Genomic DNA, 14047 nt, shown 5'->3' with positions numbered 1-14047 from the left:
CCGCGGGCGGGATGACGCTGCCGGCCCTGCAGGCGATGCTCGCGCGACAGGTCGACGATGCGCGCCAGGGCGAACTGCAAGGCGCACTTGCGAGCGTGGCGAGCCTGATCGGCGTCGCGGGGCCGCTGGTCGTCACCGCGACCTATGCGGCGACACGCGCGACGTGGCCGGGGCTCGTCTGGGCCGCAGCCGCGCTGCTTTATCTGCTCGTCCCGCCGTTGCTGGCCGGTGCGCGGCCAGCGGGCGCGACACGGCCGTCCGCATGAGCGCCAGCGGGTATCGTCCCGCCCACCGCAGGGTTCAATGCGCGAGCGTCACGAGATTCGCATCGCGCACGAGCTGCCAGCGGCCGTCGGTCTTGCGGAAGATGGTCAGCGTATGGCCCGACCGGCGGATCGTCTCGCCGTCCGGCGGGGTCGCGTCGATCTCGATGAAATTGCGCATGTACGCCCAGTCGCCCAACACGCGCAGCTCGTCGATCCGGTAGCGGCCGTCGATCTTCGGCGCGTTGCCGCCTCCGGCGTTCGCGCCACGCGACGCGGCTGCAAACGCCGCCTTGTCGAACGGCGGCTTGCCGGCCACCATGAAGATCGCGTCGTCGGCGATCAGGTCGAGCACGGTTGCCAGATCGCCGCGCCGGCTCGACACGAACCAGTTGTCCACGAGCGCGCGGATCGCGTGTTCGTCCTCGGTCATCGTGATTCCCTCCTTCATCGGCGCACGTCCGTATGCCACGCAATACCCGAAAAAAAAGCCGCCCGGATCGACTCCGGGCGGCTTTCCTTGCTGCATCTGCTGCTGGCGGTGCGTCAGACCACGACCGTCTGCGCCTCGCCTTCGCGGGTCGCACGCACGGTGCCGATCTTCCACACCTGTTCGCCGGCGGCGGTCAGGTCGGCGATCGCTGCGTCGGCATCGGCCGCCGAAACGATCACGGCCATGCCGATGCCGCAGTTGAACACGCGGTGCATTTCCGCATCGGCGACACCGCCGTGCTCCTGCAGCCACTTGAACAGCGGCGGCAGCGGCCACGCGTTCTGGTCAAGCTCGGCGGTGAGGCCTTCGCGCAGCACGCGCGGAATGTTCTCGACGAGACCACCGCCCGTGATGTGCGCCATGCCCTTCACCGACAGCTTCTGCATCAGCGCGAGCAGAGGCTTCACGTAGATGCGGGTCGGCGCCATCAGCGCGTCGGCCAGCGAGCGGCCGTGGAAATCGGCCGACAGGTCGGGGTTCGCGCGCTCGATGATCTTGCGCACGAGCGAGAAGCCGTTCGAGTGGATGCCGCTCGATGCGAGGCCCAGCACCACGTCGCCTTCGGCGATCGTGCTGCCGTCGATGATCTTGCTCTTCTCGACCGCGCCGACCGCGAAGCCGGCCAGGTCGTATTCGCCGTCCGGGTACATGCCCGGCATTTCGGCCGTTTCACCACCGATCAGCGCGCAGCCCGACAGTTCGCAACCCTGCGCGATGCCCTTGACGACCGTTGCCGCGGTGTCGACGTCAAGCTTGCCGCACGCGAAGTAGTCGAGGAAGAACAGCGGCTCGGCGCCCTGCACGAGGATGTCGTTCACGCTCATCGCGACGAGATCCTGGCCGACGGTGTCGTGTTTGTTCAGATGAAACGCCAGCTTGAGCTTGGTGCCCACGCCGTCGGTGCCCGAGACGAGCACGGGTTCCTTGTACTTCTTCGGCACTTCGAACAGCGCGCCGAACCCGCCGATGCCGCCGAGCACGCCGTCGCGCAGGGTTTTCTTCGCAAAAGGCTTGATCTTGTCGATGAGCGCGTCGCCCGCGTCGATGTCGACGCCTGCGTCGCGATAGGACAGACCCTGAGCGTCAGGAGCGGATTTCGGAGGATTCATGGGGGAATGCGAGAAGGTCGGTAAAATGCGATTTTACCCGAAGCCGGCCCGTTGGCCGGAATTCCCAGCACCGAATCGTCAGGGATTGCATCTTGGTCAACACGTCCCCGTTTTCATCGCCGAGCGAACCGCGCCGAAACCGGCGTGGCGCCGTGCGTACGGTCGCGCGTGAAGCCCGTGAAGGCGCAGTTCCCGGCGCGTGCCCGGCGTACGGCACGCGTATTTTCAACCGACCCGCATTGTGACTGTTGTGTCCCGTCAACTGACGCTCGATCTCGGCACGCCGCCGCCCGCCACGTTCGACAACTTCATCATGAACGAGGAGAACGACGAGCTCATCTCGCGCCTGCAGAAGCTCGACCTCGCGCTCGCGGCGGGCCCCGTGCCGGATCGGTCGTTCTACATCTGGGGCGAGCCCGGCTGCGGCCGCACCCATCTGCTGCAGGCGCTCGTGAGCGACGCGTCGTACGGCTATGCGCGCTACCTGACGCCGCAAAGCCCGCTCGGCGCGTTCACGTTCGACCCGCGCATCGGCATCTACGCGATCGACGACTGCGACCGGATGAGCGACACGCAGCAGGTCGCGCTGTTCAACCTGTTCAACGAAGTACGCGCGCACCCGTCGAGCGCGTTCGTCGCGGCAGGCCCCGCGGCGCCGCTCGCGCTCGACGTGCGCGAGGATCTCCGCACGCGCCTCGGCTGGGGGCTCGTGTTCCACCTGTCGCCGCCGTCCGACGCCGGCAAGATCGCCGTGCTCAAGCTCGCGGCGAAGGAGCGCGGGATCGCGCTCACCGACGACATCGCCGCCTATCTGCTGACCCATTTCCGTCGCGACATGCCGAGCCTGATGGCGCTGCTCGACGCGCTCGACCGCTTTTCGCTCGAGCAGAAACGCGCCGTCACGCTGCCGTTGCTGCGCCGCATGCTGGCGCGTCCCGGCGACGACATCACACCACCGGGCACGGGCCCGAACCGCTTCGAGTAAAATGCGCTTCCATGACTAATCTGGCACTCTTTGACCTCGATCACACGCTGATCACGACCGATAGCGACCACGAATGGGGCCGCTTCATGGTAAAGCTCGGCATCGTCGACGCGGAAAGCTTCTCGCGTCAGAACGATCAGTTCTTCGCCGACTACAAGGCCGGCAAGCTCGACATCCACGCGTACCTCACGGCAATGCTCACGCCGCTCGCAAAATATTCGCGCGCGCAACTCGCCGAATGGCACGCGCAGTACATGCACGAGGTGATCCGGCCCGCAATGACGCCCGCCGCGCTCGAACTCGTGCGCAAGCACCTCGATGCAGGCGACCTGTGCTGCGTCGTGACGGCGACCAACGAATTCATCACGCGCCCGATCGCCTCCGCGTTCGGCGTCGACACGCTGATCGCCTGCGAAGTCGAAACGACCGACGGGCATCCCGATTCACCGTACACGGGCCGGCCGACCGGCACGCCGAGCTATCGCGAAGGCAAGATTGTGCGGACCGAAGCGTGGCTCGCGTCGCTCGGCAAGCAATGGAGCGACTTCACGCACACCTTTTTCTACAGCGACTCGCACAACGACATCCCGTTGCTCGAGAAAGTCACCGACCCGATCGCGACCAACCCTGACGACACGCTGCGCGCGCATGCAAGCAACCGCGGCTGGCGCATCCTCGATCTCTTCTGAACGTCGTGATCAAAAAATTCATCCGCAAGCTGCTCGGCCAGGACGAAACCGAGCAAACGTCTCCCGCAACGGCCCCGGCCGACGAAGCGGCCCCGGCTACCCCGCGCGCTCCGAAGGGCGCCCGTAGTGGCGGCGCGAAGAAACCGCGCAGCAACCACGAACCGACCGTCGTGCCGGTCAGCGTGCACGGCATCAACCCGGCGCTGATCTCGAAGAATGCCGTGCGCGTGACCGACACGCTGCAGCAGGCAGGCTTCCGTGCGTTCATCGTCGGCGGCGCGGTACGCGACCTGCTGCTCGGCATCGCGCCGAAGGACTTCGACGTCGCGACCGACGCAACGCCGACCGAGGTGCAGCGCCTGTTCCGCCGCGCGCGCCTGATCGGCCGCCGTTTCCAGATCGTGCACGTGCAGTTCGGCCAGGAGCTGATCGAGGTGTCGACGTTCCGCGCGCTGGTCGATGCGCCGCCCGAGGCGGCCGCTGCCGAGCCGCCGAAGCGCCTGAAGCGCGACGAACTCGATCGCCGCACGCACGCGGTCGACGCGAGCGGCCGCGTGCTGCGCGACAACGTGTGGGGCGAGCAGCACGAAGACGCCGCGCGCCGCGACTTCACGATCAATGCGATGTACTACGACCCGTCGACGCAGACGGTGCTCGACTACCACGACGGGATGGCCGACATCCGCGCCCGCCTGTTGCGGATGATTGGCGATCCGGCCACGCGCTTCCGCGAGGATCCGGTGCGGATGCTGCGCGTCGTGCGCTTCGCGGCGAAGCTCGATTTCGAGATCGAGCCGCACACGCGCGAGCCGATCAACGCGCTCGCCGACCTGATCAACAACGTGCCGGCCGCGCGCCTGTTCGACGAAATGCTGAAGTTGCTGCTGTCGGGCCACGCACTCGCGTGCCTGAAACAGCTGCGCAAGGAAGGCCTGCACCACGGGCTGCTGCCGCTGCTCGACGTCGTGCTCGAACAGCCGCAGGGCGAGAAGTTCATCACGCTCGCGCTGAACAACACCGATGCACGCGTGCGCGCCGGCAAGCCGGTCTCGCCGGGCTTCCTGTTCGCGACGCTGCTGTGGCACGACATGCGCCAGCGCTTCGAGCAATACACGGCCGAAGGCGAAATCCCGGTGCCGGCGCTCCATCGCGCGATGGACGACGTGCTCGACATGCAGACCGAGAAACTCGCGATCCACAAGCGTTATTCGGCCGACATGCGCGAGATCTGGGGCCTGCAGCTGCGCCTCGAGAAACGCTCGGGCCGCAGCGCGATGCGGCTGCTGGAACACCAAAGGTTTAGAGCGGGGTATGATTTCCTCCTGTTACGCTGCGAATCCGGCGAGCTCGATACGGAAGTCGGACAGTGGTGGACGGATTTCATCGAAGGCGACGCGGCTGCTCGCGAGACATTGCTCACGCAGGGCGGCACGAAGGAAAAATCGCCCCGCAAGCGGCGCCGCCGCGGCGGCGTGCGAAACCGCAAGCCGGGTGAAGGTGCTGCCGAGCAGGCACCGGACGCCTCGGGCGGTTCCGACGACTGACGCGCTCGCCGGCGAACGACGTAGGAAGTGATGCCATGACGGTTGCATATATCGGACTGGGGGCGAATCTCGGCGATGCGCGCCAGACCCTGAAGGACGCGGTGGTGTGCCTCGCGCAGCAGCGCACCATCTCGATCCTCGGCAAATCGAGCCTGTATCGCACGGCGCCCTTCGAAGCGGGCGGCGACGACTACTACAACTGCGTCGTCAAGCTCGACACGACGCTGTCGGCCCGCGAGCTGCTCGCGCTTTGCCAGAAGATCGAACATCACTTCGGCCGTGAGCGTCCGTATCGCAACGCGCCACGCACGCTCGATCTCGACATCCTGCTGTTCGGCGACGATTCGATCGACGAGCCCGACCTGATCGTCCCGCACCCGCGCCTCACCGACCGTGCGTTCGCGCTCGTGCCGCTCGTCGAGATCGAGCCGGCACTCGACATCCCCGCGCGCGGCCGTGCCGATGCCTTCCTCGCCGCCGTCGCGGATCAGCGCGTCGAGAAGGTGCAGACCTGCCAGTGCCTGATGCAGAAGGCGCTCGCTGCCAGCGAAGACGCCGACAAGAACCGCTGCCGATGACCCCGACTCCCCTCACCGTCACCGCGCCCGACCTGCGCGCCCCGCACCGCTATCTCGTGATCGAAGGCCCGATCGGCGTTGGCAAGACGACGCTCGCGCGCCTGCTCGCAGAACGCTGGTCGATGCAGACGCTGCTCGAACGCCCGCAGGACAACCCATTCCTCGAACGCTTCTATCGCGACACCGCGCGCTACGCGCTGCCCGTGCAGCTGTCGTTCGCGCTGCAGCGTGCGCAGCAGGCGCGCGAGCTGATCGGTGCGCTCGAAACGGGCCGCCCGGTCATCGCCGATTTCATGCCGCAGAAGAACGACATCTTCGCGCGGCTGAACCTGCCGGAAGACGAGTGGCAGCTCTATCGCTCGGTCGCGACGCACGTGGACGTGCCGCAGGCGCCGTCACCCGACCTCGTCGTCTATCTGCAGGCGAGCCCAGAAGTGCTGTTCTCGCGCATCCAGAAGCGCGGGCTGCCGATGGAGCTGCAGATCAGCGACGCGTACCTGCGCTCGCTCGTCGACGCGTACAACGAATTCTTCTACCACTACGACCGCACGCCGGTGCTGACGGTCGCCGCGGAACACCTGAACCCGCTGGATTCCCCCGAAGATCTCGCCTTGCTGATCGAGCGCATCGAGACGATGCGCGGTCGCAAGGAATTCTTCGTCAAGGGCGAGACGACGCGCTGACGCGTCCTCGCCTGTTGTTCTTCACCCATTCGAAACCGGATTTCCCATGACCTATCTCCAGGAATCGAGCCGGCCTGCCGTCACGGTGCCCAAGCTGCAGGCAATGCGCGACGCCGGCGAGAAGATCGCGATGCTCACCTGCTACGACGCGAGCTTTTCCGCACTGCTCGACCGTTCGGGCGTCGACGTGCTGCTGATCGGCGATTCGCTCGGCAACGTACTGCAGGGTCACACGACCACGCTGCCCGTGTCGCTCGACGACATCGCGTATCACACCGCCTGTGTCGCCCGTGCGCAGCCGCGCGCGCTGATCATGGCCGACCTGCCGTTCGGCACGTACGGCACGCCGGCCGAGGCATTCGCGAGCAGCGTCAAGCTGATGCGCGCCGGTGCGCAGATGGTCAAGCTCGAAGGCGGCGAATGGCTCGCCGAGACGATCCGCTTCCTCGTCGAGCGCGCGGTGCCCGTGTGTGCGCACGTGGGCCTCACGCCGCAGTCGGTGCACGCGTTCGGCGGCTTCAAGGTGCAGGGCAAGACCGAAGCCGGCGCCGCGCAACTGCTGCGCGACGCGCGCGCAGTCGAAGCGGCCGGTGCGCAGGTCGTGCTGCTCGAAGCCGTGCCGACGCTGATCGGGTCCGAAGTCACGCAGATGCTGCGCGTGCCGACGATCGGCATCGGCGCAGGCGCCGACTGCTCGGGCCAGGTGCTCGTGCTGCACGACATGCTCGGCGTGTTCCCCGGCAAGCGACCGCGTTTCGTGAAGGATTTCATGCAGGGCGAGCCGAACATCCAGGCGGCCGTCGAAGCGTACGTGCGCGCGGTGAAGGACGGTTCGTTCCCCGGCCCCGAGCATTCGTTCTGACGTCCGGCGCGGTGCCGGCGATGCGTTCGCCGGCACCTCGACGAAAAAAAGCGCGGCGCCCTTTGCGGGGCGCCGCGCTTTTTCTTTCCTACGCTGCCAGCACTGATCGATTATCCGGCGGCTACGTCACTTCAGTACCGCGTCGAGCGCGCCGCGCAGCGCGTTGGTCAGCAACAGTCCCTCCGCACGCGCGAGATCGTCGCGGGTCACGACCCGCTCCGTCGCGCCGAACGCACGATCGTCGAGCAGCACGCCGCGCATCACACCCGGCAGCACGCCGGACTCGAGCGGCGGCGTCACCCACTGGCCGTCGAGCTTCACGAACAGGTTCGAGCGGCCGCCTTCCGTCACTTCACCGCGCTCGTTGACGAACAGCATGTCGAAGCTGCCAAGCGCCTCTGCCGCCTGCCACGCGCGATCGTATTCGGCGCGGCGTGTGGTCTTGTGCAGCAGCAGCGCATCGCCCGCACGAGTCGATGCGAAGCCGTGCGCGGACGCCAGCAGCACGCCGACCGGCCCCGCCGGCAGCGGCTTGAGCGGTGCCGCGATGATCTCGATCGTGCCGTCCTTCGCGAGCGCGAGCTTCATCCGGTAAGCGCCGTCGTCGTCGAGCGCCGCGCAGCGCGCGTCGATTTCGCGACGCAACGCATCGGTGTCAAAGCGGAAGCCGAACGCATCCGCGCTACGCTGGAGCCGCGCGAGATGGCGATCGAGATGCCGGATGCCGTCCGCACGCGTGGCGGCGGTCGTTTCGAACAGCTGGAAGCCGGGATCGGCGTCCGTCAGGAATCGCGCTTTCAATTCGCACTCCGCATATTCGTCGGCCGCGACACTGTCGAGCACGATGCCCGCGCCGACACCCATCGTGCCGCGGCGCCGGCCGGCGATTGCCGTTGCCGGATCACGTGTTTCGGTATCGGCCACACCGGCACTGCCATCACCTTCGCCGGCGGCATCGAGCGTCAGCGTACGGATCGCGACCGACAGGCAGAAATCGCCACAACCTGCCAGGCGATCACCTGGCGCGTCGGAATCCGCGCGTTGCTTCGCAGCGTCAAGCCAGCCGATCGCGCCCGTATAGAGCCCGCGCGGCGTCGACTCGATCGCGTCGATCAGCTGCATCGTCTTGTACTTCGGCGCGCCCGTGATGGATCCACACGGAAACAGCGCGCGCAGCATCTGTGCGAACGTCGTCCCGTCGCGCCAGCCGGCCTCGACCGTCGACGTCATCTGCCACACCGACGCATACGGCTCGACCGAGAACAGCGCCGGCACGCGAACCGTCCCGGTGCGCGCGATCCGCGACACGTCGTTGCGCAGCAGATCCACGATCATCACGTTTTCCGCGCGGTTCTTCGGATCGTTCGCGAGGAACGTGGCCGCCGCCGCATCGTCGCGAGGATCGGCCGAACGCGGTGCCGTGCCCTTCATCGGCCGCGCACGCAGTACATCGCCGTGCTTCTCGACGAACAGCTCGGGCGAGCACGACACGACCCACGCACCATCGGGCAGCGCGATCAGTGCGCCGTAGCGCACCGGCTGGCGCGCACGCAGCCGCCGGTACAGCGCGAGCGGCGTGCCGAACACGTCGAAGTTCAGCCGGTACGTGTAGTTGACCTGATACGAATCGCCCGCGCGCAGCGCGTCGTGCACCGCCGCGATCGCCGCGTCGAACGCATCGCGCGACACGCTCTTCCCGACATGCGCGACGCCCGCAATCGACGGCGTGCCGCCGCCATCCTGCTGCGCGAGCCACGCGTCGACTTCGTCGCGCGACAGGCGCTCGCAGCGCGCATATAGCAAAAAGCGCAGCGGGGCATGGCCCGGCTGCGCTCGTTGCAGATTGCGTCCGAATTCGTAATCGCCGACGACGACCGCATGCAGCCCGTCGCGCAGATCCTGCGCCACGGCCGCGTCGACCTCGTCGAGTCGAGCCGGATCCGTGCACACACGTTCGCGCACGAACCCCGAATACAAACGACTCGACCGCGCGAGCGCGGTCGAGTCGCAATCGTCCAAGAGCGCGAACGACGCGCTCTCGTTGCCATCAGTCATGCTGTTACTCGAGTTACTCGAAGAAGCTCTTCACACGGTCGAACCAGCTCTTGCTCTGCGGGCTGTGACGCGCGCCGCCTTCGGCCAGCGACTTCTCGAACTGCTTGAGCAGGTCGCGCTGGTTGTCGGTCAGCTTCACCGGCGTCTCGACCTGCACGTGGACGTACAGATCGCCCGCGATGCTCGAACGCAGCCCCTTGATGCCCTTGCCGCGCAGGCGGAACGTCTTGCCCGACTGCGTGCCTTCCGGTACCGGGAACGACGCACGGCCAGCCAGCGTCGGCACCTCGATCTCGCCGCCGAGTGCGGCGGTCGTGAACGGGATCGGCATCTGGCAGTGGAGATCGTCGCCGTCGCGCTCGAACACCGAGTGCGGCTTGATGTGGATCTCGACGTACAGGTCGCCCGGCGGCCCGCCGTTGATGCCCGGCTCGCCGTTGCCGGCCGAGCGGATCCGCATCCCGTCGTCGATCCCGGCCGGGATCTTCACTTCGAGCGTCTTGGTTTCCTTCACCTTGCCCGACCCGTGGCAATGCACGCACGGCTCGGGGATGTAGGTGCCCGTGCCGTGGCACTTCGGGCAGGTCTGCTGGATGCTGAAGAAGCCCTGCGACATGCGCACCGTGCCCTGGCCGTGACAGGTCGGGCAGGTTTCCGGCTTCGTGCCGGGCTTCGCGCCCGATCCGTGGCAGACCTCGCACGACACCCAGCTCGGCACGCGGATCTGCGTGTCGTAGCCGTGTGCGGCCTGCTCGAGCGTGATTTCCATGCTGTAGCGCAGGTCGGCACCGCGATACACCTGCGGGCCGCCACGGCCGCCGCGCGCGGCGCCGCCCGCTGCCTGGCCGAAGATGTCGCCGAAGATGTCGCCGAACGCGTCCGCGAAACCGCCGAAGCCCTGTGCGCCCGCACCGCCCATGTTCGGATCGACGCCCGCGTGGCCGTACTGGTCGTACGCTGCCCGCTTCTGGCCGTCCGACAGCATTTCATAGGCTTCCTTCACCTCCTTGAAATGCTCTTCCGCATCCTTGTTGTCCGGATTGCGGTCAGGGTGATACTTCATCGCAAGCTTGCGATACGCCTTCTTGATTTCGTCGTCGCCCGCATTCTTCGCGACGCCCAGAACCTCGTAGTAATCCCGTTTCGCCATATCGATTCACTGTGCCGCCACGCATCGCGCACGCGGCGGCTCCTTTCGCCTGCAGTAAAGTCTCTCGACTCGTCTGGCACTGCGCCCGTCTACGGACGGCTCGTGCAGCACCCGCCAAAAAACAAATGTGCCCGGAGGGCCGCGAAGCCCGCCAGGCGTGGAGTCGATCCGGCCATCCGGAAGGAAAGACAGACCGCTTGTCAGCCAACCCGTCAGCCGCGCCGCGCGCGGGTTGCGCGCGCGGCGTGCGGCACCGGGGCAACCCGGCTTAGTCCTTCTTCACTTCCTTGAACTCGGCGTCGACGACATCGTCGGCAGCCTGCTGCGCGCCGCCCGCGTGGGCCGCGCCTTCCGCTGCACCCGCTGCGCCGGCCGCACCTGCTTGCTGGGCCTGCATGTCGGCGTACATCTTTTCGCCGAGCTTCTGCGACACCTTGCCGAGCTCCTCGACCTTCGCGTCGATCGCAGCCTTGTCGGCCGACGAGTCCTTCAGCAGTTCCTCGAGCGACTTCAGCGACGCTTCGATGGCTTCCTTCTCGCCCGCGTCCAGCTTGTCGCCGTACTCGGTCAGCGCCTTCTTCGTGCTGTGAACCAGCGCGTCGCCCTGGTTGCGCGAATCAGCCAGCTCGCGCAGCTTGTGGTCTTCCGCTGCGTTCGCTTCCGCGTCCTTGATCATCTGGTCGATTTCAGCTTCGGACAGACCCGAGTTCGCCTTGATCGTGATCTTGTTTTCCTTGCCGGTCGCCTTGTCCTTCGCGCCGACGTGCAGGATGCCGTTCGCGTCGATGTCGAAGGTCACTTCGATCTGCGGCACGCCGCGCGGTGCCGGCGGGATGCCTTCGAGGTTGAACTCGCCGAGCAGCTTGTTGCCGGCTGCCATTTCGCGTTCGCCCTGGAACACCTTGATCGTCACGGCGCCCTGGTTGTCGTCCGCCGTCGAGTACACCTGAGCGTGCTTCGTCGGGATCGTCGTGTTCTTGCTGATCATCTTCGTCATCACGCCGCCGAGCGTCTCGATGCCGAGCGACAGCGGGGTCACGTCGAGCAGCAGCACGTCCTTGCGGTCGCCCGACAGGACCTGGCCCTGGATCGCCGCGCCAACTGCGACAGCTTCGTCCGGGTTCACGTCACGACGCGGATCCTTGCCGAAGAATTCCTTCACCTTCTCCAGCACCTTCGGCATACGCGTCTGGCCGCCGACCAGGATCACGTCGTCGATGTCCGACACCTTGACGCCTGCGTCCTTGATCGCGATGCGGCACGGTTCGATCGTGCGCTCGACGAGGTCTTCCACCAGCGCTTCCAGCTTCGCGCGGGTGATCTTCAGGTTCAAGTGCTTCGGGCCCGACGCATCCGCCGTGATGTACGGCAGGTTGATTTCGGTCTGCTGGCTCGACGACAGCTCGATCTTCGCCTTTTCAGCGGCTTCCTTCAGGCGCTGCAGCGCGAGGACGTCTTTCGACAGGTCGACGCCCTGCTCCTTCTTGAACTCGCCGATGATGTAATCGATGATGCGCTGGTCGAAGTCTTCGCCGCCGAGGAACGTGTCGCCGTTGGTCGACAGCACTTCGAACTGCATTTCGCCGTCGACGTCCGCGATTTCGATGATCGACACGTCGAACGTACCGCCGCCGAGGTCATACACGGCGATCTTGCGGTCGCCCTTCTCGACCTTGTCGAGGCCGAACGCGAGCGCGGCTGCGGTCGGCTCGTTGATGATCCGCTTGACTTCGAGGCCCGCGATGCGGCCGGCGTCCTTGGTTGCCTGGCGCTGGCTGTCGTTGAAGTACGCCGGCACCGTGATCACGGCTTCCGTGACCGGCTCGCCGAGGTAGTCTTCGGCCGTCTTCTTCATCTTGCGCAGCACTTCCGCCGAAACCTGCGGCGGCGCGAGCTTTTCGCCGTGTGCTTCAACCCATGCATCGCCGTTGTCGGCCTTGACGATGGTGTACGGCATCAGGCCGATGTCCTTCTGGACTTCCTTCTCTTCGAAGCGGCGGCCGATCAGGCGCTTCACTGCGAACAGCGTGTTCTTCGGGTTGGTCACCGACTGACGCTTGGCCGGCGCGCCGACGAGCACTTCGTTGTCGTCCATGTAGGCGATGATCGACGGCGTGGTGCGCGTGCCTTCCGAGTTCTCGATGACCTTGACCTGGTTGCCTTCCATGATGGCGACGCACGAGTTCGTGGTGCCGAGGTCAATACCGATGATCTTTCCCATTTTTTCCTAATCTCCAGAAATGCTTGTTTGCTGCGCAAAACCCCGCGTTTTGGGGCGGTTTTGCGCGCCAGAATTCAACTCTGTTCCCGAAATGCGTCCGTCCGGTCCGTTTTCAAGACCCGACGAGCGATGCGGATATTAAATTTTTTCAATCGCCGCCGGCTAGCGGATCGCCGCCCGGCGGATCGCCACCCGCCGCGGCGATTTTCGCGCGTGCCGTCGACACCGCTGCCTGGAACTGCGCGAGGCCATGCCAGCCCGTCGCGCGGCCGAGCCGCTTGCCGCGGTGGAAGAAGAACCACGTCGGCACGCCGTGCAGCCCGAAGCGGTGCCCCAGCTGGTGGTGTTCGTACACGTTGCAATGGAACCACTTCAGGTCCAGCGCGCGGATCGTGTCGGGCTGGGCGAGCATCGCCTTCTTCGCGATCTCGCAGTTGAAGCAGTCGACGCCCCAGAAGAACACCACCGCGAGCGCATCGCCCGCGCCGTCGATCGCCGCGTCGAACGTGCCGGCGTCCAGCGCCTGCATGTCGAACGCGCCCCCCAAGGGGACTTCCTTCGGGGCGTCGAACATGGCCGGATCGACGCCGGCGGGCAGCATCGCGACGGCCTTACTTCGGCTGCGCGACGGTGACGAGCGCCGGTCGAAGCACGCGGTCGGCGATCGTGTAACCCTTTTGCAGCACGGCGACGACGGTGTTCGGCTCCTGCTCGGCCGGCACCATCGAAATTGCCTGGTGCTGGTGCGGATCGAACTTCTCGCCGACCGGGTTCAGCGCGACGACACGGCCCTTCTCGAGCGCGCTCATCAGCTGGCGCAGCGTCAGTTCGACGCCTTCACGCACCTTCGCGATGTCGCCGGACGTGTCGTTGACGGCCGCTTCCAGGCTGTCCAGCACGGGCAGCAGGTGCTCTGCAAAGCTCTCGATCGCGAACTTGTGCGCCTTCGAGACGTCGTCCTGCGCGCGGCGGCGGACGTTCTCGGTCTCGGCCTTCGCCCGCAGGAAGCTCTCCTGCAGCTCGGCGACCTTGGCTTGAGCCTCCGCGAGCGCCGCGTCGGCTGCTTCGGCGGCGGGAGCGGCGCCTTGCGCCGTCTGCTTCTCGCTGCCGATATCTTCGGCCGATGGGGTAGCCGGGTTCTCTTGCGTGTTTTCCATGTCGCTGAAAGTCGATTAGAGGTTGAAGCCAAATCGGCAACCGCCGGATCGTATATCCGGTGGCACCGCACATTGCTGGTGCAAATAAGGGTGAAAACTACGATTTCAAGAGGGTTATTCGCCGGCATTCACCAATGCCGCGAAACAACCGCGCGTCACGCCGGGGCATTGCCCGCATAGTCCGCCAGATCGGGCGAAACGGGCTGTAACAACGCTTACCTGGCAAGTACTAGCTTGGCACAGGCCCGCTGCACTACA

The 14047-nt window shown here is 66.1% G+C and carries 13 protein-coding genes and 1 pseudogene; 7 read left to right on the top strand and 7 right to left on the bottom strand.

The genetic code is table 11. The features are described from left to right. Nucleotides 1-266, top strand: a pseudogene (locus G3N93_RS20915) (tetracycline resistance MFS efflux pump); the annotation flags it as partial. Between the two features lie 34 nt (nt 267-300). Here G3N93_RS20915 and G3N93_RS20910 read toward each other — a convergent pair. Next, nucleotides 301-696 (bottom strand): SgcJ/EcaC family oxidoreductase, encoded by a 396-nt coding sequence (locus G3N93_RS20910; protein WP_206133855.1) that lies wholly within the window; start codon nt 694-696, stop codon nt 301-303. A gap of 113 nt (nt 697-809) precedes the next feature. Further along, on the bottom strand, nt 810-1865 hold the full coding sequence (purM, locus tag G3N93_RS20905) for a phosphoribosylformylglycinamidine cyclo-ligase (RefSeq protein WP_006484927.1): 1056 nt from the start codon (nt 1863-1865) through the stop codon (nt 810-812). 250 nt (nt 1866-2115) lie between these two features. On the opposite strand from purM, the gene hda reads away from it, so the two are divergent. The 6 genes from hda to panB are packed head-to-tail and all read left to right on the top strand — an operon-like array spanning nt 2116 to nt 7206. Continuing rightward, nucleotides 2116-2850, top strand: a complete 735-nt coding sequence (gene hda / locus G3N93_RS20900; protein ID WP_006484992.1) for a DnaA regulatory inactivator Hda — start codon at nt 2116-2118, stop codon at nt 2848-2850. An 11-nt stretch (nt 2851-2861) separates the two neighbouring features. Continuing rightward, nucleotides 2862-3539, top strand: a complete 678-nt coding sequence (locus G3N93_RS20895; RefSeq protein ID WP_206133854.1) for an HAD family phosphatase — start codon at nt 2862-2864, stop codon at nt 3537-3539. Between the two features lie 5 nt (nt 3540-3544). After that, on the top strand, nt 3545-5083 hold the full coding sequence (pcnB, locus tag G3N93_RS20890; RefSeq protein WP_206133853.1) for a polynucleotide adenylyltransferase PcnB: 1539 nt from the start codon (nt 3545-3547) through the stop codon (nt 5081-5083). Between the two features lie 35 nt (nt 5084-5118). After that, nucleotides 5119-5661: a 2-amino-4-hydroxy-6-hydroxymethyldihydropteridine diphosphokinase gene (gene folK, locus G3N93_RS20885; protein ID WP_011351029.1), complete on the top strand. Its 543-nt coding sequence runs from the start codon at nt 5119-5121 to the stop codon at nt 5659-5661. Further along, nucleotides 5658-6344, top strand: a complete 687-nt coding sequence (locus G3N93_RS20880) for a deoxynucleoside kinase (protein WP_174939281.1) — start codon at nt 5658-5660, stop codon at nt 6342-6344. The genes folK and G3N93_RS20880 overlap by 4 nt, the downstream gene beginning before the upstream one ends. Before the next feature lie 46 nt (nt 6345-6390). After that, nucleotides 6391-7206, top strand: a complete 816-nt coding sequence (panB, locus tag G3N93_RS20875) for a 3-methyl-2-oxobutanoate hydroxymethyltransferase (RefSeq protein ID WP_069247198.1) — start codon at nt 6391-6393, stop codon at nt 7204-7206. 126 nt (nt 7207-7332) lie between these two features. Here panB and G3N93_RS20870 read toward each other — a convergent pair whose 3' ends face one another. The 5 genes from G3N93_RS20870 to grpE all read right to left on the bottom strand — a co-directional run bounded on the left by G3N93_RS20870 (nt 7333) and on the right by grpE (nt 13789). After that, a complete protein-coding gene (locus tag G3N93_RS20870) occupies nt 7333-9261 on the bottom strand; it encodes a chorismate-binding protein (protein WP_206133852.1) in 1929 nt (642 codons plus the stop codon). Nucleotides 9262-9274: 13 nt separating this feature from the next. Further along, nucleotides 9275-10411, bottom strand: coding sequence for a molecular chaperone DnaJ (gene dnaJ / locus G3N93_RS20865; RefSeq protein ID WP_011351025.1), 1137 nt, complete (start codon nt 10409-10411; stop codon nt 9275-9277). A 268-nt stretch (nt 10412-10679) separates the two neighbouring features. Next, nucleotides 10680-12632 carry a molecular chaperone DnaK gene (dnaK, locus tag G3N93_RS20860; protein WP_011351024.1) on the bottom strand — a complete coding sequence of 651 codons (1953 nt, stop codon included), beginning with the start codon at nt 12630-12632 and terminating at the stop codon, nt 10680-10682. Between the two features lie 148 nt (nt 12633-12780). After that, nucleotides 12781-13233, bottom strand: coding sequence for a thioredoxin family protein (locus G3N93_RS20855; protein ID WP_206133851.1), 453 nt, complete (start codon nt 13231-13233; stop codon nt 12781-12783). A gap of 10 nt (nt 13234-13243) precedes the next feature. Beyond that, entirely contained in the window at nt 13244-13789 is a 546-nt protein-coding gene (grpE, locus tag G3N93_RS20850) for a nucleotide exchange factor GrpE (protein WP_174939275.1), read from the bottom strand. Between the last annotated feature and the right edge of the window lie 258 nt (nt 13790-14047).

The sequence above is a fragment of the Burkholderia sp. Se-20378 genome (assembly GCF_017104665.1).
In the GTDB taxonomy this organism is placed as follows: Bacteria; Pseudomonadota; Gammaproteobacteria; order Burkholderiales; family Burkholderiaceae; genus Burkholderia; species Burkholderia lata.
Note: the sequence above shows the minus strand (reverse complement) of the source record. Positions and strands in the feature narration are given on the sequence as shown.

Excerpts from the sequence above, each read along its gene's own strand:
- G3N93_RS20855 (WP_206133851.1), bottom strand. The coding sequence starts at position 13,233 with ATGCTGCCCGCCGGCGTCGATCCGGCCATGTTCGACGCCCCGAAGGAA.
- G3N93_RS20895 (WP_206133854.1), top strand. The coding sequence starts at position 2,862 with ATGACTAATCTGGCACTCTTTGACCTCGATCACACGCTGATCACGACC.
- dnaJ (WP_011351025.1), bottom strand. The coding sequence starts at position 10,411 with ATGGCGAAACGGGATTACTACGAGGTTCTGGGCGTCGCGAAGAATGCG.
- G3N93_RS20870 (WP_206133852.1), bottom strand. The coding sequence starts at position 9,261 with ATGACTGATGGCAACGAGAGCGCGTCGTTCGCGCTCTTGGACGATTGC.
- purM (WP_006484927.1), bottom strand. The coding sequence starts at position 1,865 with ATGAATCCTCCGAAATCCGCTCCTGACGCTCAGGGTCTGTCCTATCGC.
- panB (WP_069247198.1), top strand. The coding sequence starts at position 6,391 with ATGACCTATCTCCAGGAATCGAGCCGGCCTGCCGTCACGGTGCCCAAG.
- G3N93_RS20910 (WP_206133855.1), bottom strand. The coding sequence starts at position 696 with ATGACCGAGGACGAACACGCGATCCGCGCGCTCGTGGACAACTGGTTC.
- folK (WP_011351029.1), top strand. The coding sequence starts at position 5,119 with ATGACGGTTGCATATATCGGACTGGGGGCGAATCTCGGCGATGCGCGC.
- dnaK (WP_011351024.1), bottom strand. The coding sequence starts at position 12,632 with ATGGGAAAGATCATCGGTATTGACCTCGGCACCACGAACTCGTGCGTC.
- grpE (WP_174939275.1), bottom strand. The coding sequence starts at position 13,789 with ATGGAAAACACGCAAGAGAACCCGGCTACCCCATCGGCCGAAGATATC.
- G3N93_RS20880 (WP_174939281.1), top strand. The coding sequence starts at position 5,658 with ATGACCCCGACTCCCCTCACCGTCACCGCGCCCGACCTGCGCGCCCCG.